Annotated in this window: 23 protein-coding genes; 10 read left to right on the top strand and 13 right to left on the bottom strand. The window is 74.2% G+C overall.

Going from position 1 to position 21,331, the window contains the following annotated elements:
- Positions 1–60: 60 nt before the first annotated feature.
- Positions 61–885, bottom strand: coding sequence for a hypothetical protein (locus AB0M18_RS15080; protein WP_365757815.1), 825 nt, complete (start codon positions 883–885; stop codon positions 61–63).
- On the bottom strand, positions 882–2,351 hold the full coding sequence (locus AB0M18_RS15075) for an NAD(P)/FAD-dependent oxidoreductase (RefSeq protein WP_365757813.1): 1,470 nt from the start codon (positions 2,349–2,351) through the stop codon (positions 882–884). The genes AB0M18_RS15080 and AB0M18_RS15075 overlap by 4 nt, the downstream gene beginning before the upstream one ends.
- Before the next feature lie 122 nt (positions 2,352–2,473).
- Between AB0M18_RS15075 and trxA the strand changes: the two genes are divergently transcribed.
- Positions 2,474–2,848: a thioredoxin gene (gene trxA, locus AB0M18_RS15070; RefSeq protein ID WP_365757811.1), complete on the top strand. Its 375-nt coding sequence runs from the start codon at positions 2,474–2,476 to the stop codon at positions 2,846–2,848.
- A 94-nt stretch (positions 2,849–2,942) separates the two neighbouring features.
- Here trxA and AB0M18_RS15065 read toward each other — a convergent pair whose 3' ends face one another.
- The 3 genes from AB0M18_RS15065 to AB0M18_RS15055 form a co-directional block, all read right to left on the bottom strand.
- Positions 2,943–4,130 carry a thiolase family protein gene (locus AB0M18_RS15065; RefSeq protein ID WP_365757809.1) on the bottom strand — a complete coding sequence of 396 codons (1,188 nt, stop codon included), beginning with the start codon at positions 4,128–4,130 and terminating at the stop codon, positions 2,943–2,945.
- Positions 4,131–4,305: 175 nt separating this feature from the next.
- Positions 4,306–4,599: a hypothetical protein gene (locus AB0M18_RS15060; protein WP_365757807.1), complete on the bottom strand. Its 294-nt coding sequence runs from the start codon at positions 4,597–4,599 to the stop codon at positions 4,306–4,308.
- A 146-nt stretch (positions 4,600–4,745) separates the two neighbouring features.
- Positions 4,746–5,015 (bottom strand): hypothetical protein, encoded by a 270-nt coding sequence (locus tag AB0M18_RS15055; protein WP_365757805.1) that lies wholly within the window; start codon positions 5,013–5,015, stop codon positions 4,746–4,748.
- A gap of 85 nt (positions 5,016–5,100) precedes the next feature.
- Here AB0M18_RS15055 and AB0M18_RS15050 point away from each other — a divergent pair, with 85 nt between their 5' ends.
- Together AB0M18_RS15050 and AB0M18_RS15045 are read left to right on the top strand one after the other, a co-directional pair.
- Positions 5,101–5,322, top strand: a complete 222-nt coding sequence (locus AB0M18_RS15050; RefSeq protein WP_365757803.1) for a hypothetical protein — start codon at positions 5,101–5,103, stop codon at positions 5,320–5,322.
- 83 nt (positions 5,323–5,405) lie between these two features.
- The gene (locus tag AB0M18_RS15045) at positions 5,406–6,824 is read left to right on the top strand and encodes an SPFH domain-containing protein (protein ID WP_365757801.1); all 1,419 of its coding nucleotides are present in this window, start codon (positions 5,406–5,408) and stop codon (positions 6,822–6,824) included.
- A 102-nt stretch (positions 6,825–6,926) separates the two neighbouring features.
- Here AB0M18_RS15045 and AB0M18_RS15040 read toward each other — a convergent pair whose 3' ends face one another.
- From AB0M18_RS15040 to AB0M18_RS15030, 3 genes are all read right to left on the bottom strand, one after another.
- On the bottom strand, positions 6,927–7,310 hold the full coding sequence (locus tag AB0M18_RS15040; protein WP_365757799.1) for a hypothetical protein: 384 nt from the start codon (positions 7,308–7,310) through the stop codon (positions 6,927–6,929).
- Between the two features lie 81 nt (positions 7,311–7,391).
- Positions 7,392–7,559 carry a hypothetical protein gene (locus AB0M18_RS15035; RefSeq protein ID WP_365757797.1) on the bottom strand — a complete coding sequence of 56 codons (168 nt, stop codon included), beginning with the start codon at positions 7,557–7,559 and terminating at the stop codon, positions 7,392–7,394.
- Positions 7,560–7,623: 64 nt separating this feature from the next.
- A complete protein-coding gene (locus AB0M18_RS15030; protein ID WP_365757795.1) occupies positions 7,624–8,457 on the bottom strand; it encodes a TIGR02452 family protein in 834 nt (277 codons plus the stop codon).
- A gap of 154 nt (positions 8,458–8,611) precedes the next feature.
- On the opposite strand from AB0M18_RS15030, the gene egtA reads away from it, so the two are divergent.
- Genes egtA through egtD form a run of 4 tightly spaced genes read left to right on the top strand, consistent with a single transcriptional unit; the run spans position 8,612 to position 12,907 of the window.
- Positions 8,612–9,880, top strand: coding sequence for an ergothioneine biosynthesis glutamate--cysteine ligase EgtA (egtA, locus tag AB0M18_RS15025; RefSeq protein ID WP_365757793.1), 1,269 nt, complete (start codon positions 8,612–8,614; stop codon positions 9,878–9,880).
- Positions 9,877–11,193, top strand: a complete 1,317-nt coding sequence (gene egtB, locus AB0M18_RS15020; RefSeq protein ID WP_365757791.1) for an ergothioneine biosynthesis protein EgtB — start codon at positions 9,877–9,879, stop codon at positions 11,191–11,193. Before egtA ends, egtB begins: the two co-directional genes overlap by 4 nt.
- The gene (gene egtC, locus AB0M18_RS15015; RefSeq protein WP_365757789.1) at positions 11,193–11,945 is read left to right on the top strand and encodes an ergothioneine biosynthesis protein EgtC; all 753 of its coding nucleotides are present in this window, start codon (positions 11,193–11,195) and stop codon (positions 11,943–11,945) included. Before egtB ends, egtC begins: the two co-directional genes overlap by 1 nt.
- Positions 11,942–12,907, top strand: coding sequence for an L-histidine N(alpha)-methyltransferase (egtD, locus tag AB0M18_RS15010; RefSeq protein ID WP_365757787.1), 966 nt, complete (start codon positions 11,942–11,944; stop codon positions 12,905–12,907). The genes egtC and egtD overlap by 4 nt, the downstream gene beginning before the upstream one ends.
- On the opposite strand, the gene AB0M18_RS15005 is transcribed toward egtD, so the two are convergent.
- From AB0M18_RS15005 to AB0M18_RS14995, 3 genes are all read right to left on the bottom strand, one after another.
- The gene (locus AB0M18_RS15005; protein WP_365757785.1) at positions 12,802–13,761 is read right to left on the bottom strand and encodes a lysophospholipid acyltransferase family protein; all 960 of its coding nucleotides are present in this window, start codon (positions 13,759–13,761) and stop codon (positions 12,802–12,804) included. The two genes, egtD and AB0M18_RS15005, sit on opposite strands and share 106 nt — an antisense overlap.
- Entirely contained in the window at positions 13,758–14,603 is an 846-nt protein-coding gene (locus AB0M18_RS15000; protein WP_365757783.1) for a GNAT family N-acyltransferase, read from the bottom strand. The genes AB0M18_RS15005 and AB0M18_RS15000 overlap by 4 nt, the downstream gene beginning before the upstream one ends.
- 187 nt (positions 14,604–14,790) lie before the next feature.
- Complete coding sequence (locus AB0M18_RS14995) at positions 14,791–16,038, bottom strand: extracellular solute-binding protein (RefSeq protein ID WP_365757781.1); 1,248 nt, start codon at positions 16,036–16,038, stop codon at positions 14,791–14,793.
- Positions 16,039–16,318: 280 nt separating this feature from the next.
- Between AB0M18_RS14995 and AB0M18_RS14990 the strand changes: the two genes are divergently transcribed.
- Entirely contained in the window at positions 16,319–16,534 is a 216-nt protein-coding gene (locus AB0M18_RS14990) for a dodecin (RefSeq protein WP_365757779.1), read from the top strand.
- Between the two features lie 132 nt (positions 16,535–16,666).
- Here the strand turns inward: AB0M18_RS14990 and AB0M18_RS14985 are convergent, their stop codons facing one another.
- Positions 16,667–17,155 carry a hypothetical protein gene (locus AB0M18_RS14985; RefSeq protein WP_365757777.1) on the bottom strand — a complete coding sequence of 163 codons (489 nt, stop codon included), beginning with the start codon at positions 17,153–17,155 and terminating at the stop codon, positions 16,667–16,669.
- An 82-nt stretch (positions 17,156–17,237) separates the two neighbouring features.
- Here AB0M18_RS14985 and AB0M18_RS14980 point away from each other — a divergent pair, with 82 nt between their 5' ends.
- Together AB0M18_RS14980 and AB0M18_RS14975 are read left to right on the top strand one after the other, a co-directional pair.
- On the top strand, positions 17,238–18,278 hold the full coding sequence (locus AB0M18_RS14980) for an LLM class flavin-dependent oxidoreductase (protein ID WP_365758293.1): 1,041 nt from the start codon (positions 17,238–17,240) through the stop codon (positions 18,276–18,278).
- A gap of 9 nt (positions 18,279–18,287) precedes the next feature.
- Positions 18,288–20,681 carry an excinuclease ABC subunit UvrA gene (locus AB0M18_RS14975; RefSeq protein ID WP_365757775.1) on the top strand — a complete coding sequence of 798 codons (2,394 nt, stop codon included), beginning with the start codon at positions 18,288–18,290 and terminating at the stop codon, positions 20,679–20,681.
- Between the two features lie 36 nt (positions 20,682–20,717).
- Here the strand turns inward: AB0M18_RS14975 and AB0M18_RS14970 are convergent, their stop codons facing one another.
- Positions 20,718–21,272, bottom strand: a complete 555-nt coding sequence (locus AB0M18_RS14970; protein ID WP_365757773.1) for a YceI family protein — start codon at positions 21,270–21,272, stop codon at positions 20,718–20,720.
- Positions 21,273–21,331 lie beyond the last annotated feature (59 nt).

The raw sequence follows: 21,331 nt of genomic DNA, 5'->3' as shown, positions 1-21,331 counted from the left end.
GGTGGCCGAAACCTCCTCTGGACGGCCCGACCCGTCCGCCGCCGCGCCTCTGACGTGTCCTCACTTCTGCTGCGGTTCCGGCGAGGGGGGCTCCCAGGGCAGGGGCTCGATCTCCTCGAACGGCCAGGCGGGCGCGTCGGGGTGGCGGGTCGTCTGTTCCGCGTACCAGAGGATCTGTTCGGTGTGGAGGGCGGGGCGGGAGAGGCGGGCGAGGGAGGGGTACGAGGCAGGGACGGACTGTGCGAGGGCGAGTGCCGCGGCGGCGTCGGAGGCGGGATCGCCGGGGGCGGGGTGCGGGATGCCGTACCACTCGGCGACGGTGTGGAGGGTGCGGCGGCCGGGGCGGTGGCGGTCGGTGTGCCGGTCGAGGACGAGGGGGTCGCAGACCGGGGCGACCCCGGCGGGGAGCCGGGCGGTGAGCGGGGCGAGGCCGTGGCGGAGCAGCTCGGCGTGCAGGGTGGTCAGGACGTACGGCGCGAACCAGACGACGAGGAGCTCGCCGGACGCGAGGTGGTCGGTGACCAGGCCCGCGATCTCGTCGAGCGCCCGGGCCGGGGGCAGGGCCGACCGGTCGGGCGACGGCCCCACCGCCGCGTCCACCACCCACTCCCGTTCCCGCCCGTCGCTCCCCCGCAGCGCCGCCCCCAGGACACGGTCGACCGCGAAGCGGTGGCCCGTGGTCGTGATGTCCAGGGACAGCAGGGGACGGTGGTGCCAGCCGGGGTGGCCCGTGGGTGGGGGCGGGCCGGGGGCCGGGGCGTGCCGCGGATGGTAGACCTCCCAGCCCTTGGCGGCGTGGCGGAGCAGGCCGGTGCCGGCCGGGACCGGGCCGCCGCAGTGGGCGCAGGTGGCGTCGTACTCGTTGACCCGCTCCCCCGGGCTCATGCCGAGCCCGCTCCGTCCCGGTAGGCCTCCAGGAGCCTGAGCCAGGCCTCGCTGATGGTGGGGTAGGCCGGAACCGCGTGCCAGAGGCGGGCGATCGGGACCTCGCCGGTGACGGCGATCGTGGCCGAGTGGAGGAGTTCGCCGATGCCGGGGCCCACGAAGGTGGCGCCGAGGACGACCTCGCGGTCGAGGTCGACGACCATCCGCGCGTGGCCCTTGTAGCCCTGCCCGTAGAGCCCCGCCCCCGCGACCCCTCTCAGGTCGAGGTCGACGGCGCGCACCCGGTGCCCCGCCCGCTCGGCCGCCGCGAGGCTCAGGCCGACGGCCGCCGCCTCCGGGTCGGTGAACACGACCTGCGGGACGGCGGCGTGGTCGGCCGTCGCCCGGTGCGGACCCCACGCCGAACCGTCGACGGCGTCCGCCCCCTTCGCCCGGGCGGCGATCGCGGCGCCCGCGATCCGCGCCTGGTACTTGCCCTGATGGGTGAGGAGCGCCCGGTGGTTGACGTCGCCGACCGCGTACAGCCAGTCGTGCCCGTCGACCCGCAGACTGTCGTCGACCGACAGCCAGGAGCCCGGCTCCAGGCCGACCGTCTCCAGGCCGATGTCCTCGGTGCGCGGGCGCCGGCCGGTCGCGAACAGCACCTCGTCGCCCTCGACATGGTCGCCGCCCTCCAGGACGACCGTGACGGGGCCGCTGCTCCCGTCCCGTACGACGGCGGAGACCGACACCCCGGTACGGATGTCGGCGCCGCGCTCGGTCAGCGCGGCGGCGACGTGCTCGCCCGCGAAGGGCTCCATGCGCGGCAGCAGTCCGTCGCCCCTGACCAGCATGGTGACGTGCGCGCCGAGCGCCTGCCAGGCCGTCGCCATCTCGGTGCCGACCACTCCCCCGCCGACCACGACCAGGCGCCGGGGCACGCGTTCGGAGCTGGTGGCCTCGCGGCTGGTCCACGGCCGGGCGCCGGTGAGGCCGGGGAGCTCGGGCAGGACGGCACGGCTGCCGGTGCAGACGGCGACGGCGTGCCGGGCGGTGAGCAGATGGCGGTCGCCCTCGGCGCCGTCGACGGTCACCCGGCGCGGGCCGTGCAGGCGTCCGCGCCCGCGGTAGAGGTCGGCGCCGGTGGACCGCACCCAGGACGCCTGGCCGTCGTCCTGCCAGTTGCCGACCACCTCGTCGCGGTGCGCGAGGACCTCCTGGGCGTCCAGGGGACCGTACGCGTGGGCGCGCAGTCCGGCCACCCTGCGGGCCTCGGAGCGGACGATGGCCGGACGGAGCAGGGCCTTGCTGGGCATGCAGGCCCAGTACGAGCACTCCCCGCCGACCAGCTCGCTCTCGACCACCGCCGCGCTGAGCCCGGCCGCCCGGACCCGGTCCACCACGTTCTCGCCCACGGGTCCCGCGCCCAGGACCACCACGTCGTACTCGCGCTCGTGCGTCTGCTCGTGTTCCGCCGCTCGTGTCATGCAGACCAGTCTGCGGGCGGCGGCGCGGATCGGCGCGGAATACCGCGGCCCGGTACGCCGTTGTGCCGGACGAGTCCCCAGGGGACCGCAAGGCAACCGCCAGGAGACGGAAGGCAGGCAGCATGAGCACCGTAGAGCTCACCAAGGACAACTTCGACCAGATCGTGAGCGAGAACGAATTCGTCCTGATCGACTTCTGGGCTTCCTGGTGCGGTCCCTGCCGTCAGTTCGGACCGGTCTTCGAGGCGGCCTCCGAGCGTCACGACGACCTGGTCTTCGCCAAGGTGGACACGGAGGCGCAGCAGGAGCTCGCGGCCGCGTTCGAGATCCGCTCGATCCCGACGCTGATGATCGTCCGCGACAAGGTCGCGGTGTTCGCGCAGCCCGGCGCGCTGCCGGAGGCGGCTCTGGAGGACGTGATCGGTCAGGCCCGCAAGCTGGACATGGACGAGGTGCGCAAGTCCATCGCCGAGGCGCAGGCCGCCGGTCAGCAGTAGGCACGGCCGAGGTGTGAGAGGGGCGGCCCCGGTGGACCGGGCCGCTCCTCTCGTACGCCGTGTCGTGTGCCGTGCGCGCGGTCGGTACGTACCGTCAGCGCTCCAGGACCAGGGCCAGGCCCTGGCCCACGCCGATGCAGAGCGCCGCGAGGCCCGTGCCGGAGCCGGCCGCCGCGAGCTGGTGGGCGACCGCGCCGGCGAGGCGGGCGCCCGAGGCGCCGAGCGGGTGGCCCATCGCGATGGCGCCGCCGCGCGGGTTGACCACGGCGGGGTCGAGTTCCGGCCACTCGGCGAGGCAGCCCAGGGACTGGGCTGCGAAGGCCTCGTTCAGCTCGAAGGTGGTCAGGTCGCCGAAGCCGCGGCCGGACTTCTCCAGGGCCCGGCGCACGGCCTCGACCGGGCCGAGGCCGAAGAGCTGCGGCTCGATGCCGGTGACGGCGGAGGCACGGATGCGGGCCAGCGGCTCGCGGCCGGTCTCGCGCAGGCCGGCCTCGTCGACGAGCAGGAGGGCGGCGGCCCCGTCGTTGAGCGGAGAGGCGTTGCCCGGCGTCACCGTGCCGCCGTCGGGGCGGAACGAGGGCTTCAGGCGCGCCAGGGCCTCCATCGAGGTGTTGTCGCGGATGCACTCGTCCCGTACGAGGTCCACGCCCTGGTACGGGACGACCTCGCCGTCGTACAGCCCCTTGGCCCACGCCTCGGCGGCCTTCTGGTGGCTCGCGAGGGCGAAGGCGTCCTGCGCCTCACGGCTCAGGGCGTGCTTGTCGGCGACGAGTTCGGCGCCCTCGCCGAGTGCGACGGTCCACTCGGCGGGCATCCGCGGGTTGGTCATGCGCCAGCCGAGGGTGGTCGAGTGGAGTTGCTGGTGGCCGGCCGGGAAGGCGCGCTCGGGCTTCTGCAGGACCCAGGGGGCGCGGGACATCGACTCGACGCCGCCGGCGACGGCCACCGAGGCGTCGCCGAGCGCGATGGCGCGGGCGGCCTGGATCACGGCCTCCAGGCCGGAGCCGCAGAGCCGGTTGACGGTCACGCCGGGCACGGAGGTCGGCAGCCCGGCGAGGAGTACGGCCATCCGGGCCACGTCGCGGTTGTCCTCGCCGGCGCCGTTGGCGTCGCCGAAGTAGACGTCGTCGATCAGGACCGGGTCGAGGTCCGGGGTGCGGGCGACGAGGGACCTCACCACGTGGGCGGCGAGGTCGTCGGGGCGCACGGAGGAGAGCACACCGCCGAACTTGCCGATCGGAGTGCGGACGGCGTCGACGATGTAGACGTCGCGGATGCTCATCGGTTCTCTCCCACATGCCCTGTGTCGGAACGGCCCGGACGAACGGACGGACACCGACGACGGCTCCTGTTCGCCTGGTGAAGGCTTCTTCGCCCTCGCCCGCCCGAGTCTCCGCCCCGCCCGCGGCTCCTGTCAACGCCCACCGGCGCGCCCCGGGCGGCCTCGCGGCAGCCCTTCAGCTCCCGCCCCCGGCCGCGCGGCGGCCCGTCTCCGGTCCCCTGATCAGCGCCGTCAGGCCGTAGTCCAGCTCGCGTCCGTCCACGAGCAGCGCCTCCACCGTCCGCGTCTCGGGGTCGATGTCGGCCACCAGGCCGTGGCCCTCGTAGATCGGGTACCCGGTCTCGCCGGTGCGGCCGGTCGCCTCGACCACCGCCGAGCGGACGGCGCTGTCCTCCACGGACGCGGTGCCCCGGTTCTCCACGTGCGCCGGGACCAGCAGGATCTCGAAACGCTTCGGATGTGTCCTCATGCACCGACGCTAAGCCGCCCGCCCGCACCCCGCCGCCCGACCGGAGGCCGGAGGCCGGACCCGATGCCGTACGGCGCAGCCGGGCCGGCCCGCGGGGGCGCCGCCGCCAGCCGGACTCACGCACGACCAACCGCGAGCCGAGCAGCTCATGCACCCTCCAGACCCGGCTCCTCGGGCATCACGCCGATGGCCAGGCAGCCGCGCGCGACCAGGTGGGCGCCGGCCTCCCGGCCGACCCGGGTGAGGTCCGTGACGACGGAGTGGGCGCCGGCGCGCTTGAGCACGTCGACGCCGGACGGGGTGAGGTGGACGGGGCCGAGCGAGACCACCGCGAGGCGTGCGACGTCGGCGCTGGTGGGGACGGAGCGTCCGGCGGACCGCGGACCGGCGGAATGCCGTTCGGGTGACCGACTCATCGATCCGGCATCCTTCCAGAACGATCCGGCGCAGGGTCTGGCGGATGGCCGGACTCGGGTGCCGCACAAGGTCTACCGTTCGGTCATGGACGACGACACTTCGATGGTGGGTCTGCTCGGCCGTGTGACCGGCACCGTCGGCCCCGGCCTCGTCGGTGAGGTGATCGTCCGCATCCGGGGCGGCGCCGAGCACTTCCTCGCCTACCCGGCCGCGGGGAAGGACCGGATCGAGCCCGGGACGGTCGTGATGGTCATGGAACATCTCCCTCCACGCACCGTGTATGTCACAGCCGCGTACGACAGTTGACCGATCCATTGAGTGCCGGGCGGCACCGGGCGCACACTCCCTTCACCGGAACCGCTCGGTTCCGGTGAAGGGGGACCTGTGCAATGAGCCTCGGGATCCTGGCGGGTGGCGTCGTCGGCGCCCTCGCCGTTCTGATCGCTCTGTTCAAACTGATGTGGCGCGTCGCGGAACCGAACGAGGCGCTGATCATCTCGGGTTCGAACCACAAGAACGAGGGCCTCGGCGAGGGGATGGGCTTCCGGATCGTCACCGGCCGGGGCACGCTCGTACTGCCCGGTGTCCAGGCGGTGCGGAAGCTGTCGCTCGACCTCAACGAGACGCAGCTGTCGGTGGAGTGCGTCACGCACCAGGGCATTCCGCTGAAGGTGCGGGGCGTCGTCATCTTCAAGGTGGGCGACGACTTCGTGTCGATCGCCAACGCCGCCCGCCGCTTCCTCGACCAGCAGAAGCTGATGTCGGAGCGCGTCCACATCGTCTTCGCCGGTCATCTCCGCGCGATCGTCGGCGGGTTGACCGTGGAGGACATGATCCGTGACCGGGAGAAGCTGACCGGGCAGGCACGGGCGGCCTGTGGCACGGAGATGGAGAAGCTCGGTCTGATCGTGGACTCGCTGCAGATCCACGAGATCGACGACCCCACCGGCTACATCAAGAACCTGGCGGCCCCGCACGCGGCGGCCGTGCAGCGCGACGCGCGCATCGCGCAGGCGGAGGCCAACCGGCGGGCGACGGAGGCGGAGCAGCAGGCCGCCGCGCGCATGTCGGAGGCGACCAGGGACAGCGAGATCCTGCAGGCGGGCTACCAGGCCGAGCGGGACCAGGCGGGCGCGAAGGCCCGGCAGGCCGGGCCGCTGGCGGACGCGGCCGCGCGCCAGGAGGTCGTGGTCCAGGAGACCCGGGTGGCCGAGCTGGAGGCCAACCGGAAGGAGCAGCAGCTCCAGGCGGAGGTCCGCAAGCCGGCCGACGCCCTCGCGTACGAGAAGCGGACGCTGGCGGCGGCCGATCGCGACGCCCGGATCCTCGCCGCGGAGGCGGAGGCCCGCAAGACCGAACTGGCGAGCGCGGCGACGGCGACGGCCACCCGGGTGACCGGTGAGGCGGAGGCCGCCGCGGCCCACGCCAAGGGTCTCGCGGTGGCCGAGGCGACCCGGGCGAAGGGTCTGGCCGAGGCCGAGGCGATCAAGGCGCGGGCGGCGGCGCTCGCGGAGAACCAGGAGGCCGTGGTCGCGCAGCAACTGGCCGAGAGGTGGCCGGAGATCGTGGAGGCGGGTGCCTCGGCGTTCGGCAACGTCGACCAGATGGTGCTGCTCAACGGCGCGGACGGGATGGCGGACATGTTCGCCAAGGCGCTCACCATGGGCGGGACCGGCCTGGGCCTGGCCCGTCAGCTGCTCGCCAACATGAACCCGGGCGGTCCGTCGCCCACCGCACCGGCCGCCCCGGCGGCGGAGGCCGTGCCCGCGCCGCGTACGGAGGAGATCACCGTCGGCGACGACTCGTAGGAGGGGGAACGCGGAGGGAGGGGCCCGGCGAGCCGGGCCCCTCCCTCCGCGTCGTCAGCGGTCCGCGTCGTCAGCGATCCGTGTCGTGAGCGGTCCGCGTCGTCAGCAGTCCTCGGAGTTCTTCACCGCGCCGATGACCATCTCCTGGCCATCGGTGACTGCGGCGCCGGGCGCCGGGGTCTGGGTGCAGACCTTCCACTCCTCGGCGGCGCCGGACTGGACCGGGACGATCCGGCCCTGACCCGAGACGTCCTCGAAACGCATCGAGCCCGACAGCCGGCCGTAGGCGCTCATGACCGAGACGCCGACCAGGTCGGGCATGAAGCCGTCCTCGACGCGCACCGGTGCGGTGGGGGTGGACCTGGTGGCCGCCCCGGCCTTCGGCGAGCCGGCGTCCGGCGCGGGATCCGTCGAGGTGCAGGCCGTGAGGCCGCCGAGCGTGACGGCGGTCAGAACGAGGACGGTTCCGAACGTGGTGCGGCGCATGTTCCCCCCTGGGACGAGCGTGCTGGGTGCTCATCATGCACACGTCGCCCCGATGGGGATCACGCGCCTCCGGATCCTGTCTCAGTTGTGCCCGAACTTCCGTTCCTTGCGGTGGGACGGGACGTCGATGGCCGGGCGGGGTGCCTCGGGCGCCGACGAGCGCGAGCTCTCCTTGGCCACGGCCGTCTCGCGGTGTTCGTGCCCTCCGGTGCGGGCGCCCTTGTTGACCCGGGTCTGTTTCTTGCCCACGATCGTGCCTCCCGTGGTCGGGGAACTTCCTCCCAGACTCGCACGGGGGTACGAAAGGCGCATGTCAGACGCCGGTCGGCGGAAACACCCGGCGGAAGGCGCCGAGAGTGGCCCGGTCGCGGGTGCGGTCGAGGATGCCGAAGACGACCTCGTCGAAGTGACGGGCGAACCGTCCGTCGCCGGTGAGCAGGACCTTGAAGGCGCCCGCGACCTCGGCGGGGTCGTTCTGGAAGACGCCGCAGCCCCAGGCGCCCAGGACCAGCCGGCGGTAGCCCTGCGCGACGGCGGTCTCCAGGACGCGTTCGGCCCGCGCGGCGAGAGCGGCGGGAACCCGGTGGGCGAGTTCGGGGGTGCGGCGGCGGATCACTCCCGCGTTGGGGGCGGGCGAGGTGAGGAAGCCGACGGCGAAGGGTTCGTCGAGGAGCCCGCCGCGCTCGTCGCGGAAGACGGGGACGGCCGGCGAGTGAATGACCCGGTCGGTGTAGAAGGCGTCTCTTTCCGCGCGGTGGTGTTCGTAGTACTCGGGCGCGCGCAGCAGCGTGGTGTAGAGGGCGGAGGAGCGGCAGAGGGCCTCTTCCTGGGCCTGGGCGCCGTTGAGGTAGCCGCCGCCGGGGTTGCGGGCGGAGGCGAAGTTGAGGACGGCGACCCGCTCGTCCGGCTTCTCGCGGAGCATCCGGCGGGCGGCGGCGAGGCTGCTCTCGCCGGTGACGGCGAGGGTGGTCGTACGGTCGGTGCCGGGGGTGACGGGGACGGGCCCGGGGCCGTACAGCCGGGTTCCGGACAGGGCCGCGGCCAGCGGCTCGGCGAGGAGGACGGTCCGGCCGCCGGGCCCGGTGTAGTGGCCGGCCGCCACGATGTCCTCGTTCTCACGGGCGAGGGCCCGCAGTCGTGCGCTCATGTGTGGAGAGCATGATCGAGAGCCGTGACGGACGGCAACGGATTTTGCGCCGTACGCACACCTGGGGCTCGTGAGGCGCCCTTGCACGCCCGTGCCGGGTGGCTTTAGGTGGAACCAGCGCTTCCCCAGCAGCGCTTTCCCAGGAGGTGGAGCGATGACGACACCGTCGTCGAGCGGCATACCCCGGGGCGGTCCCCCTCTGACCGAGGAGGAAGCCGAGGACCTGCTGCGATGCATCTGTTTCAAGACGGGGCCGCCGCGCGCGGTCGGGGCGGAGCTGGAATGGCTCGTCCACGAACTGCGTGACCCCCGTCGTCCCGTCCCGCCGCGCCGGCTGGCCGCGGCGATCGACACCGTACGGGCCGTGCCGCTGGTGGCGGCCCTCACCTTCGAACCCGGCGGGCAGCTGGAGCTGAGCTCGCCGCCCGCCGCCTCCCTCATGGAGTGCCTGGACTCCCTCGCCGCGGATCTGCGGGCGGTACGGGAGGCGCTCGCCCCGCTCGGACTCGGCCTCAGCGGCTACGGGGTGGACCCGTGGCACGCGCCGCGCGAGCGGGTGCTGCACGAGCCGCGCTACGACGCCATGGAGCTCGCCCTCGGCCGGACGGGTCCGGCCGGACGGGCCATGATGTGCGAGTCGGCGTCCGTGCAGGTCTGTCTGGACGCCGGGCTCGACGACGACGGGCCGCTGGGCTATCGCGACCGCTGGCGGCTCGCGCATCTGCTCGGCGCGGTCCTGGTGGCCGCGTTCGCCAACTCGCCCGTGCACGGCGGGCGCCGGACCGGCTGGCGGTCGACCCGGCAGGCGCTGTGGACGGACCTCGATCCGACCCGGGCGCTCGCCCCGTCGCCGGACGGCGAGCCGCGCGCCGAGTGGGCGGCGCACGTCCTGGACACCCCGGTGATGTGCGTGCGCACGCCGAACGGCCCCTGGGCGGTGCCGGAGGCGCTGACCTTCCGGGACTGGCTGCGCTCGGGTCTGCCGCGCCGGGCGGACGCGGACGATCTGCGCTACCACCTGACGACCCTGTTCCCGCCGGTCCGGCCGCGCGGGCATCTGGAGCTGCGGATGATCGACGCACAGCCGGGACCCGACGGCTGGATGGTGCCGCTCGCGGTCACCACCGCCCTCTTCGACGATCCCCGGGCCGCCGCGGCCGCCCATCAGGCGGTCGAGCCGCTGGAGGCGCTCGCCGCGGACGGCCCCGCGCCGCGCAACGCACTGTGGCGGACCGCCGCCCGGGACGGACTCACGGACCCGGCCCTGCACAAGGCGGCGCTGACCGTCTTCGAGGCGGCCCTCGACGCGCTGCCCCGGACGGGCGCGACGCCCGAAGTGGTGGGCGCGGTCGCCGCGTTCCACGCACGGTACGTGGTGCCGGGCGGCTGCCCGGCCGACGAGCAGCTGGAGGTGGCCTCATGACCGCACCCGCCGAGCAGGATCTGAAGCGTCGGACGACGGTGGCGCTGACCCGGGCCCGCGAGCGCACCGCGCTGCTCACCTCCTGCGTCGAGGACTCCGAACTGACCGCCCAGCACTCGCCGTTGATGTCGCCGCTGGTGTGGGACCTGGCGCACATCGGCAACCAGGAGGAGCAATGGCTGTGGCGGGCGGTCGGCGGCCGTGCGGCGCTGCGGCCCGAGATCGACTCGATGTACGACGCCTTCGAGCACCCGCGGGCCACCCGGCCGTCGCTGCCGCTGCTGGCCCCCGCCGAGGCGCGGGCGTACGCGGCGGACGTGCGCGACCGGATCCTGCACGTGCTCGACGGCACCCGCCTGGAGGGCCGCCCGCTGGTGGACGCGGCCTTCGCCTTCGGGATGATCGCGCAGCACGAACAGCAGCACGACGAGACGATGCTGATCACCCATCAGCTCCGCAAGGGCCCGGCCGCGCTCACCGCGCCTCCCCCGCCGGCCACCACCGACGAAACATCGATGCCGCAGGAAGTCCTCATCCCCGGTGGACCGTTCACCATGGGCACCTCGGACGAGCCGTGGGCGCTCGACAACGAACGGCCCGCGCACACCCGGATCGTGGCCTCCTTCCACATCGACACCGTGCCCGTCACCAACGGCGCCTACCAGGCCTTCATGGCCGACGGCGGCTACCGCGACGAGCGCTGGTGGCGGCCCGAGGGCTGGGACCAGATCCGCCGGCACGCCATCGAGGCGCCGCTGTTCTGGCGCCGCGAGGGCGGACAGTGGCTGCGCCGTCGCTTCGGGGTGACCGCGCCGGTCGCCGAGGACGAGCCGGTGCTGCACGTCAGCTGGTACGAGGCCGACGCCTACGCGCGCTGGGCCGGGCGCCGGCTGCCCACCGAGGCCGAGTGGGAGAAGGCCGCCCGCCACGACCCGGCGACCGGCCGGTCCCGCCGCTATCCGTGGGGCGACGCCGACCCCGCGCCCGTACACGCCAATCTGGGACAGCGGCACCTGGGGCCCGCGGCCGCCGGGAGCTATCCGGAGGGTGCCTCGCCGCTCGGGGTGCGCCAGCTGATCGGCGACGTGTGGGAGTGGACGGCGAGCGACTTCCTGCCGTATCCGGGTTTCACGGCCTTCCCGTACAAGGAGTACTCGGAGGTCTTCTTCGGACCGGAGCACAAGGTGCTGCGCGGCGGCTCGTTCGCCGTGGACCCGGTGGCGTGCCGGGGCACCTTCCGCAACTGGGACCTTCCGGTGCGGCGGCAGATCTTCGCCGGGTTCCGCACCGCCCGTGACGCGGAGCCCGCCTGATGTGCCGGCATCTCGCGTTCGTCGGGGCACCGGTCGCGCTCGGCGATCTGCTGCTGCGGCCGCCGCACTCCCTGGAGCACCAGTCCTGGGCTCCGCGCACCCAGGCGAGCGGGACCGTGAACGCCGACGGCTTCGGCGTCGGCTGGTACGCCGACGGCGATCCGGTGCCCGCCCGCTACCGGCGGGCGGCGCCGATCTGGGGCGATCCCGGATTCGCCGACCTCGCCCGGGTGGTGCGCACCCGGGCGCTGCTCGCCGCCGTGCGGGGCGCGACCCTGCCGGGGGCGGACGGAGAGGCGGCGGCGGCGCCGTTCGCGGCCGACCGCTGGCTGTTCAGCCACAACGGGGCGGTGCCGGGCTGGCCCGGTTCACTCGTGCCGGTCGCGGCGACCCTGCCGGCTGCGGTGCTCCTCGACCTGGCGGCCCGTACCGACTCCGCGCTCGTGTGGGCGCTCGTCCTGCACCGGCTGCGGGCCGGGACCGCGCCCGGCGACGCGCTCGCCGCGACCGTGCGGGAGGTGGCCGGGGCGGCACCCGGCGCCCGGCTCAATCTGCTGCTCACAGACGGCTCGACCGTCGCCGCCAGTACGTGGGGGGACTCGCTCTGGTACCTGACCGGGCCCGGCCGGACGGTCGTGGCCTCCGAACCGTACGACGCCCATCCGGGCTGGACGGAGGTGCCGGACCGCACGGTCCTCACCACCGGCCCCGGCGGGGTCGTCCTCACTCCGATCGAGGAGCCCTCCCCGTGAGCCCGTTCCAGCTGACCCGCACCCTCGCCGAGGACGCCATGGACGCCGCGCTGCGCGCCGACGTTCTCCACGGTCTGACCCGCATGCCCAAGGAGCTGCCGCCGAAGTGGTTCTACGACGCGCGCGGCAGCGAGCTGTTCGAGGAGATCACCCGGCTCCCCGAGTACTACCCGACGCGGGCCGAGCGGGAGGTGCTGATCGCCCGCGCGCCGGAGATCGCGGCGGCGACGGGGGCCCGCACCCTGGTGGAACTGGGCTCCGGTTCCTCGGAGAAGACCCGGCACCTGCTCGACGCGCTGCTGCCCGGCCTGGAGTCGTACGTCCCGGTGGACGTCAGCGAGTCCGCGCTCACGGGCGCGGGCGAGGCGCTGCTCGCCGAGCGGCCGGCGCTGCGGGTGCACGCCCTGGTCGCCGACTTCACCCAGGGCATCGTGCTGCCGCCGACCACCGGTCCGCGTCTGGTGGCCTTCCTCGGCGGCACCATCGGCAACCTGCTGCCCGAGGAGCGGCGGGAGTTCCTGCGGGCGGTACGCGCGGCACTGCTGCCGGGCGACGCGCTGCTGCTCGGCACGGACCTGGTGAAGGACGAGGCGACGCTGGTCGCCGCGTACGACGACGCGGCCGGGGTGACGGCGGCGTTCAACAAGAACGTGCTCGCGGTGGTGAACCGGGAGCTGGGCGCCGACGCCGACCCGGCCGACTTCGACCATGTGGCGCTGTGGGACCCGGAGCGCGAGTGGATCGAGATGCGGCTGCGGGCCCGGCACGCGCTCGCGGTGAAGATCCGGGAGCTGGATCTCGTGGTGCCGTTCGAGGCCGGTGAGGAGGTACGGACGGAGGTGTCGGCGAAGTTCCGTCAGGAGGGGGTACGGGCGGAGCTGACGGCCGCCGGGTTCGCGCCGTCCCACTGGTGGACGGACGAGCGGGGGCGGTTCGCGCTCTCGCTGGCGGCGGTGGTCTGAAGGGGGACCCGCGGCGGCGTGGGGGCGGCCGGGTCGAGCGCGACGGCCGCCTCCGCGGCGCGGGCCAGGCTCCGGCGGGCACCCCGGCCCGGAGGGTCCGGGACCTCGGCCGCCGGAGAGAGCGGCTCCAGGAGCCGTATCTCGGCGACGAGTCCGCGCGTGGTCGCGATCCGCCAGAGCGAGGCGCCGAGAGAGTCCTCGCCGACGTAACCGGCGGGGCCGACGGGCGTGTAGTGGAGGCGTACCGGCTGGATCGCGGCCCCGGCGTCGACAGCGGCCTGGAAGGCGGCCGCGCGGAACGGGCCACGGGCCCGGCCGCACCAGGTGGAGCCCTCCGGGAAGGCGATCACCCGGCCGCCGGCGCCGAGCGCGCCGGCCATGGTGGCGACGGCGCCGGGCAGGCTCCGCAGCCGGTCGCGGTCGATGAAGACGGTGCCGCCGAGCGCCGCGAGCGGGCCGAGCACGGGCCAGCCGCGCACCTCGCGCTTGGCCAGCATCCGGCCCGGCAGCACCGCCGCGACCAGCGGGATGTCCAGCCACGAGATGTGGTTGGCGACGACGAGCAGCGGACCGGCGCCGGGCACGGGCCGGCCGGTGACCCGGATCCGTACCCCGAAGGCCCGCAGCACCCCGCGGCACCACAGCCGGACGAGCAGAAGCCGGGCGGCGGCGGGCAGCGGGGCCGCGAGCGGAGCGAGCAGCACGCCCAGGAGCACCGCGGCGAGGCCGGTGGCCAGCCGGAACGCGCCCGCGGCGGTGCCGCCGCGCGGGGCGGCGGCACCGGGGTGGGCGGCGCACCGGCCCGGGGTGCACGGCGCCGTGGGGAGCCACGGCGAGACGGCCGGGGTGCTCACCGGCCCGGGGCGAGCGGGGCCGGGGCGAGCGAGAGGAAGTGGCGCAGGTAGCGGGGGTTGGTGCGGCGCAGCGAGAGCAGCACGTAGAGGTCGGCGACGCCGAACTCGGGGTCGTGGGCGGGGGCGCCGCAGACCCAGGCGCCGAGCCGCAGGTAGCCGCGGAGCAGCGGCGGCAGGTCGGCGCGGCTGCCGGCGGCGGGCGGGGCGGCGCTGTCGGGGGTCCACAGGCGGTGCGGGGTGACCCAGTACTCCTCGGGGGCGAGGTGCTTGGTCCTGACGGCGTCCCAGGTGGTGGCGGCGAGGGTGCCGCCGTCGGCGAGCGGGACGGAGCAGCAGCCGGACAGCCAGTTGTGGCCGGTGCGGGTCATGTAGCGGGCGAGGCCGGCCCAGACGAGGGCGATGACGGCGCCGTTGCGGTGGGCGGGGTGGACGCAGGAGCGGCCGACCTCGACCAGGTCGTGGCGGATGGGGGCGAGCCGGGTGAGGTCGAACTCGCTCTCCGAGTAGAGCCGGCCGGCGACGGCGGCGCGCTCGGGCGGCAGGATGCGGTAGGTGCCGACGACCTCGCCGGTGTCCTCCTGGCGTACGAGCAGGTGGTCGCAGTAGGCGTCGAAGGCGTCGCTGTCGAGGCCGGGCTCGGGGCCGTCGAGGCGGGCGCCCATCTCTCCGGCGAACACGAGGTGGCGCAGCCGCTGGGCGGCGCGGACGTGCTCCTGGTTCGCGGCGAGGCCCACGACGTAGCGGGGCTGCGGCGCGCCGTCGGCCCGCGGCTGGGCCGGGACGGTGGCGAGGGGCGCGGCCAGGGGTTCGGCGACGGGCTGGGCGAGGGGTACGGCGGCCATGTCGGGCTCCTCCGGCGGTGCGGACGGGGACGGTCGGAGCCGGGCCGTGCGAGCGGTGGCCCGGCCCCTCGTTTCTTCCGCGACCGACTGGATTCGACGTGACCGGACGGGGGCCGGTTGGTGTGGAGGCGCTGAATGGTGGGCGGAGCCGGGACGGTCACCGGCGGCCCCGCCCCGGGCGCCGCGGCTATTCGCCGAGGGCGTCGGTGATCTCCTCGGAGGCGTGCTGCGCTGCCTGCGCGGGGTCCTCGCCGGAGAGGACGGCGGTCATGTAGGGCTTGATCGGGTTGTCCGCCTCGACGTCGGCCCACTGCGGGGAGTTGGGGGTGGCCCGGCCGCGGGCGGCGCCGACGGCCATGGTGGCGGTGGCCTCCTGACCGGCGACGAGGGAGGCGAGGGACTTCTTGTTGGGCACGTAGTTCATGGCGCGGGCGAGCTCGCCCTGCCACTTCTCTCCGGCGAGCGCCTTCACGACGTCGAGGGCGGCGGTGCGGTCGGGCGCGTTGTCCGGGATGATCAGGTCGGAGCCGCCGGTGAAGACGGCGCAGGGCTGCCCGGCCCTCTTGCCCGGGATGGGGAAGAAGCCCAGTCTGTCCTTGAGTTGCGGGTTGGCCTTGGTGATGGCGGTGATGGCGCTCGGCGCGGCGATCATCTGGGCGACATCGCCCTTGGCGAAGACGTCGGCCTGCGGCGGGGTCTGCTCGTCGGCGTCTTTGGGGCCGTCGCCGAGGGCCTGGAGGCGCTTGTAGAAGTCCATGCCGCGCAGGGCGGCCGGGCTGTCCAGGGCACCGGCCCAGGCGCCGCCCTTGTCGACGGCGAGGTCGCCGCCCTCCTCCCAGATGAAGCCGGAGAGGGTGTACCAGTCCTGGCCGGCCAGGTAGATGCCCTGGGTGCCGCCGTCGTTGAGCCTGGCGGTGTCGTCGAGCCACTGGTTCCGGTTCTTGGGCGGCTTGACGCCGGCGGCGGCGAACAGGGCCTTGTTGTAGATGACGATGCGGTTGGCGGCGTACCAGGGGATGCCGTACTGCGCGCCGTCGATGCTGCCGGGCTCGGCGAGACCGGGCAGCCAGTCCTCGCTGCCGAGGTCGCGGACCGACTCCAGGGTGAGGTCGTAGAGCTTGTCGGTGTCCGCGTACTGCGCGACCTGGGTGTTGCCGACCTCGATGACGTCGGGTCCGCCCTCGCCGGTGATGGCCTCGGTGACCTTCTTGCCGATGCCGGTCCACTCCTGGATGGTCACCTCCAGTTCGATGTCCTCGTGCTCGGCCTCGAAGGCCTCGGTGAAGCGCTGGAGGAAGTCGTCGCTGACGCTGTCGCGCATCAGCCAGAGGTTCACCGTGCGGGTCTTGTCGCCGCCGCCGGGGAGCAGTCCGCAGCCGGCGAGGGCGAGGGCGGACACGACTGCCAGCGGACAGACGAGACGGCGGTTCTTCACGTAGGTCACCTTCTGCGGTCCAGTGCGTGGCACCTGGTGGGAGGCCACGGCATGGGGGCTGACCCGACGTGTGGGGGGACCTGACGGGAGGTTCGCTCGGGTATGTGGCCTGGATTCTGGTCTGGACCAAAGCGATGGTCAAGTCCTGGACCATCCGCTTCTCGCGCGCTTCCCGTGCGCTCCTCGCTCGCCGGACCGGACGCCGACGTGTCGCGGACCGCTCCCGTCTGGGGCACGGTGGAGGGAACCCACGTAGGGCACCGAGAGGAGTCCGGCTCCCATGTCGAACCACACCTATCGCGTCACCGAGATCGTCGGCACGTCCACCGAGGGCGTCGACCAGGCCATCCGCAACGGCGTCGAACGCGCCTCCCACACCCTGAGGGGCCTCGACTGGTTCGAGGTCACCGAGGTCCGCGGCCACCTCGTCGACGGCGCGATCGAGCACTACCAGGTGGGCCTGAAGGTCGGCTTCCGCCTGGAGGACGAGAGCTAGGGGGCGAGACACCCCCCAGGGCCCGTCCGGCCCCGATCCGGAAGAGACGGCCCAGTCCTCCAGGGGACCTCTACGGGATGGGCGCGGGCGCCGGGAGGATCCGGCGCCCGCCTCCGTACCGCGGGGCGTCCGTCAGGTCCGCCCCTCCGTCTCCTGCGCCTCGCGCAGCGCCTCCGACGGCACCGCCCAGCGGGCCCGGACCACGGTGAAGCCGGCCGCCTCGGCGGCGTCGCAGACCAGCTCGTCGTCGTCGACGAGCATCCGCACCGTGCGCTCCCGGGACAGCCGGCGCAGCACCTCCAGCTTGGTCTGCCGGGCCGGGCGGAAGTCCCGGTCGCGGCGCATGTGGACGGGGCCCTCCGGCAGGTCCTGGGCGGCGAGCCAGTCCAGGGTGTCCCGGCGGCAGCGCTCGGGCCGCCCGGTGAGATAGACCACGTCGCACTCCTCGGCGCTCTCCCGGCACAGGGCGACGCCCTCCGGCAGCGGCGGGTCCTTGGGCGCGGCGGCGAAGAATCCGGCCCAGTCGCGCGGGCGGCCCTCCAGGTAGTGCTGCCGGTGGGCGGTCGAGGCGAGGGTGTTGTCGAGGTCGAAGACGGCCACGGGCCTGTGCTGTCGGGTCACTCCCCCAGCGTAGGCGGGGCTCCTCCGGCCCGGTCGGCGGGAATCCCTCGGGCCGGGAGGCGTTGGAAGGGGAGTGAGCAGCCTGACGACGATCCCCGAGGCGATCCGCGGCATCCGCTTCTCGGTGCTCGACCGCTCCCGTACCCGGGAGGGTGAGGAGCCCGGGCGGGCGCTGCGCGACACGGTGCGCCTGGCCCGGGAGGTGGAGGAGCTGGGCTTCCACCGGTTCTGGGTCGCGGAGCACCACAGCGTGCCCGGGGTCGCCGGGTCCGCGCCGACGGTGCTCGCGGCGGCCGTCGCCGGGGCGACCTCGCGGATCCGGGTGGGCACCGGTGGGGTGATGCTGCCGAACCACCAGCCGCTGGTGGTGGCCGAGCAGTTCGGGGTGCTGGAGTCGCTGTTCCCCGGGCGGATCGACATGGGGCTCGGCCGCTCGGTGGGTTTCACCGACGGCATCCGGCGGGCGCTCGGCCGGGACAAGGAGGACGCGGACCGGTTCGCGGAGCAACTGGACGAACTGCTCGGCTGGTTCACCGGCACGCAGAGCACGCATCCGCAGGTGCACGCCCGGCCCGCGGAGGGGCTGCGGGTGCCGCCGTACGTGCTCGCGACCGGCGAGGGCGCCCGGATCGCGGCGGCGGCCGGGCTTCCGCTGGTGATCGGGGACCTACGTGGCCGGGCGCGGGTGCGGGAGGCCGTCGAGACGTACCGCTCGGCGTTCGTCCCCTCCGGGTGGTCGGCCGAGCCGTATGTGATGGTCGCGGGCACGGTCGTGGTGGCCGGCAGCGAGGCGGGCGCCCGCCGGCTGCTGATGCCGGAGGCCTGGTCGATGGCGTACGCACGGACGGTCGGCGTCTTCCCGGCGCTCGTTGCGCCGGAGCGGATCGAGGCGCTGCCGATGTCGGAGAGGCAGCGCGGCTTGTACGAGGACGGGCTGCGCGGGCACGTGTACGGCACCGAGGAGCAGGTCGCCGAGCAGCTGGCGCGGGCGGTCGAGGAGACGGGCACGCAGGAGGTCCTGGTGACGACGAGCACCCACGACCGGGGCGCGCTCCTCGACTCGTACCGTGCGCTGGCCCGGCTGGCGGGGCTGACCAGGGCAAACGCGGCAAGCCGGGCTTAGACTCGGCGGATGCGCGACACCGGCACCGACCGCACCGACCCGTTCCCCCTCGGCCCCGCCGCGGCCCGTGATCCGTTCGTGCGGGTGCGGGGCGCGCGTGAGCACAATCTGCGCGGGGTCGACGTCGACATCCCGCGCGACGCGCTCACCGTGTTCACGGGGGTGTCGGGCTCGGGCAAGTCGTCGCTGGCGTTCGGCACGATCTACGCGGAGGCGCAGCGGCGCTACTTCGAGTCGGTCGCGCCGTACGCCCGACGCCTGATCCACCAGGTGGGGGCGCCGAAGGTCGGGGAGATCACGGGGCTGCCGCCGGCGGTGTCGCTTGAGCAGCGGCGGGCGGCGCCGAACGCGCGCTCCTCGGTGGGCACGGTGACCACGCTCTCCAATTCGCTGCGGATGCTGTTCTCTCGCGCGGGCGCCTATCCGCCGGGCGCCGGGCGGCTCGACTCGGACGCCTTCTCCCCCAACACGGCGGCCGGGGCGTGCCCTTCGTGCCACGGTCTGGGTCGGGTGCACGAGACGAGCGAGGAACTGCTCGTGCCGGACCCGGGGTTGTCGATCCGGGAGGGCGCGATCGCGGCCTGGCCGGGGGCCTGGCAGGGCAAGAACCTGCGGGACGTGCTGGACACGCTGGGCCACGACGTGGACCGGCCGTGGCGGGAGCTCGATGCGAAGGACCGGGAGTGGATCCTGTTCACGGACGAGCAGCCGGTGGTGACGGTCCACCCGGTGCGCGAGGCGAACCGTATCCAACGCCCTTACCAGGGCACGTACATGAGCGCCCGGCGCTATGTGATGCACACCTTCTCCGACTCGAAGAGCGCGACGCTGCGGGCGAAGGCCGAGCGCTTCCTGACCAGCGCGCAGTGCCCGGTGTGCGGGGGCAGCCGGCTGCGGCCGGAGGCTCTGGCGGTGACCATCGCGGGCAGCACGATCTCGGAACTCGCGGCGCTGCCGCTCACGGCGCTCGCCCGGACGCTGGCCGCGCACGAGGGTTCGGAGACGGCCCGGGTGCTCACCGAGGACCTGGTGGCGCGGATCGCGACGGTGACCGAGCTGGGACTCGGCTATCTCAGCCTGGACCGGGCGACGCCGACGCTGTCCAACGGGGAGCTGCAGCGGCTGCGGCTCGCCACCCAGCTGCGGGCCGGCCTGTTCGGTGTGGTGTACGTGCTCGACGAGCCGTCCGCCGGACTGCACCCGGCGGACACGGAGGCGCTGCTCGTGGTCCTCGACCGGCTGAAGGCGGCGGGGAACACGGTGTTCGTGGTCGAGCACCACCTGGACGTGGTGCGGCACGCCGACTGGCTGGTGGACGTGGGGCCGCGGGCCGGTGAGCACGGCGGGCGGGTGCTGCACAGCGGGCCCCCGGCGGCGCTCGCCGGGGTGGCCGGGTCGGCGACCCGCCGCTTCCTCTTCGCCCCGGAGCCGGTGCCGGACCGGGCGGTGCGCGGCCCGTCCGGGAAGCTGACGGTCGGGCCGGTGACCCGGCACAACCTCCAAGGCCTGGAGGCCGTGTTCCCGCTGGGGGTGCTCACGGCGGTGACGGGGGTGTCCGGGTCGGGCAAGTCGACGCTGGTCGGTGCGCTCACCGAGACCGCGGAGGAAAGCGGTGACGTGAACCGGGTGGTGACGGTCGATCAGAAGCCGATCGGCCGGACCCCGCGCTCCAACCTCGCCACGTACACCGGGCTGTTCGACGTGGTGCGCAAGCTGTTCACGGAGACGGAGGAGGCCCGGGAGCGCGGCTACAGGGCGGGCCGGTTCTCCTTCAACGTGGCCGGCGGGCGCTGCGAGACCTGCCAGGGCGAGGGCTTCGTCTCGGTGGAGCTGCTGTTCCTGCCGAGCACGTACGCGCCGTGCCCGGACTGTCGGGGCGCCCGCTACAACCCGGAGACGCTCCGGGTGCGGCTGCGCGGGCTCACCATCGCGGAGGTGCTCGACCTGACGGTGGAGGCGGCCGCGGAGTTCTTCGCCGACGTGCCGGCGGCGGCCCGCCCGCTGCGCACCCTGCTCGACGTGGGCCTCGGCTACCTGCGGCTGGGGCAGCCGGCCACCGAGCTGTCCGGTGGCGAGGCGCAGCGCATCAAGCTGGCCGCCGAGCTGCAGCGGCCGCGCCGCGCGCACACCCTGTACGTCCTCGACGAACCGACCACCGGGCTGCACCCGGCGGACGTGGAGGTGCTGATGCGGCAGCTGCACGGGCTCGCCGACGCCGGACACACGGTGGTCGTGGTCGAGCACGACATGGACGTGGTGGCGACCGCCGACCGGGTGCTCGACCTGGGGCCGGGCGGCGGCGCGGAGGGCGGCCGGATCGTCGCCGAGGGGACGCCTGCGGAGGTGGCCCGGACGCCGGGGAGCCGGACCGCGCGTTTCCTCGCGGCCCGGCTCGGGATCTGAACTCCCGGGGCTCTGACGCCCTGACCGGCCAGGCGGTCACCGGGGGTCGAGGAACTGCACCTCCAGGGTGACCTTGATGACGTCGCCGAGGACGCCGGGCGCGAAGTCCAGGCCGAAGTCCCTGCGCCGGAACTCTCCGGTGGCGTCGAAGCCGGCGTGCCGGTGCCCGTCCACGGGGTTGTCCACGACGCCGCCGAACTCGACGTCGAAGACGATCGGCCGGGTCACGTCGCCGATGGTGAGCTCGCCCTCCAGCGTCCAGTCCTCGCCGTCCCCGGCGATCCGGGTGGAGCGGAAGGTCATCGTGGGCCGCTTCTCGACGTCGAGGAGGTCGGCGGCGCGGACGTGGGCGTCCCGGTCCGGGTTGCCGGTGTCGACGGAGGCGAGCGCCACGGTCGCGGTGACCGAGGAGGTCTCCAGGGTGTCGCCGACGACCAGCTCCGCCTGGAGCTCGTTGAAGCGGCCGCGCACCTTGGAGATTCCGAAGTGGCGGATGGTGAAGCCGACCGCGGAGTGCAGCGGGTCGAAGGCCCAGCGGCCCGGGGCGAGCGGCAGGACGGTGGGCGTGGTGGGGTGGGATTCGGTGGTCATGGGCCCCACGCTGCCGTGCCGCCGGGGCGGGAGGAAGGCCGTGCCGAGACGGGTAGTGG

The sequence above is a fragment of the Streptomyces sp. NPDC051909 genome (assembly GCF_040681095.1).
Classification (GTDB): Bacteria; Actinomycetota; Actinomycetes; order Streptomycetales; family Streptomycetaceae; genus Streptomyces.
The sequence above is the reverse complement of the archived record's forward strand: the minus strand, read 5'-3'. Positions and strand labels throughout refer to the sequence as shown.

Coding starts and splice junctions, on each gene's coding strand:
- AB0M18_RS15080 (WP_365757815.1), bottom strand. CDS start 885: ATGAGCCCGGGGGAGCGGGTCAACGAGTACGACGCCACCTGCGCCCAC.
- AB0M18_RS15075 (WP_365757813.1), bottom strand. CDS start 2,351: ATGACACGAGCGGCGGAACACGAGCAGACGCACGAGCGCGAGTACGAC.
- trxA (WP_365757811.1), top strand. CDS start 2,474: ATGAGCACCGTAGAGCTCACCAAGGACAACTTCGACCAGATCGTGAGC.
- AB0M18_RS15065 (WP_365757809.1), bottom strand. CDS start 4,130: ATGAGCATCCGCGACGTCTACATCGTCGACGCCGTCCGCACTCCGATC.
- AB0M18_RS15060 (WP_365757807.1), bottom strand. CDS start 4,599: ATGAGGACACATCCGAAGCGTTTCGAGATCCTGCTGGTCCCGGCGCAC.
- AB0M18_RS15055 (WP_365757805.1), bottom strand. CDS start 5,015: ATGAGTCGGTCACCCGAACGGCATTCCGCCGGTCCGCGGTCCGCCGGA.
- AB0M18_RS15050 (WP_365757803.1), top strand. CDS start 5,101: ATGGACGACGACACTTCGATGGTGGGTCTGCTCGGCCGTGTGACCGGC.
- AB0M18_RS15045 (WP_365757801.1), top strand. CDS start 5,406: ATGAGCCTCGGGATCCTGGCGGGTGGCGTCGTCGGCGCCCTCGCCGTT.
- AB0M18_RS15040 (WP_365757799.1), bottom strand. CDS start 7,310: ATGCGCCGCACCACGTTCGGAACCGTCCTCGTTCTGACCGCCGTCACG.
- AB0M18_RS15030 (WP_365757795.1), bottom strand. CDS start 8,457: ATGAGCGCACGACTGCGGGCCCTCGCCCGTGAGAACGAGGACATCGTG.
- egtA (WP_365757793.1), top strand. CDS start 8,612: ATGACGACACCGTCGTCGAGCGGCATACCCCGGGGCGGTCCCCCTCTG.
- egtB (WP_365757791.1), top strand. CDS start 9,877: ATGACCGCACCCGCCGAGCAGGATCTGAAGCGTCGGACGACGGTGGCG.
- egtC (WP_365757789.1), top strand. CDS start 11,193: ATGTGCCGGCATCTCGCGTTCGTCGGGGCACCGGTCGCGCTCGGCGAT.
- AB0M18_RS15000 (WP_365757783.1), bottom strand. CDS start 14,603: ATGGCCGCCGTACCCCTCGCCCAGCCCGTCGCCGAACCCCTGGCCGCG.
- AB0M18_RS14990 (WP_365757779.1), top strand. CDS start 16,319: ATGTCGAACCACACCTATCGCGTCACCGAGATCGTCGGCACGTCCACC.
- AB0M18_RS14975 (WP_365757775.1), top strand. CDS start 18,288: ATGCGCGACACCGGCACCGACCGCACCGACCCGTTCCCCCTCGGCCCC.
- AB0M18_RS14970 (WP_365757773.1), bottom strand. CDS start 21,272: ATGACCACCGAATCCCACCCCACCACGCCCACCGTCCTGCCGCTCGCC.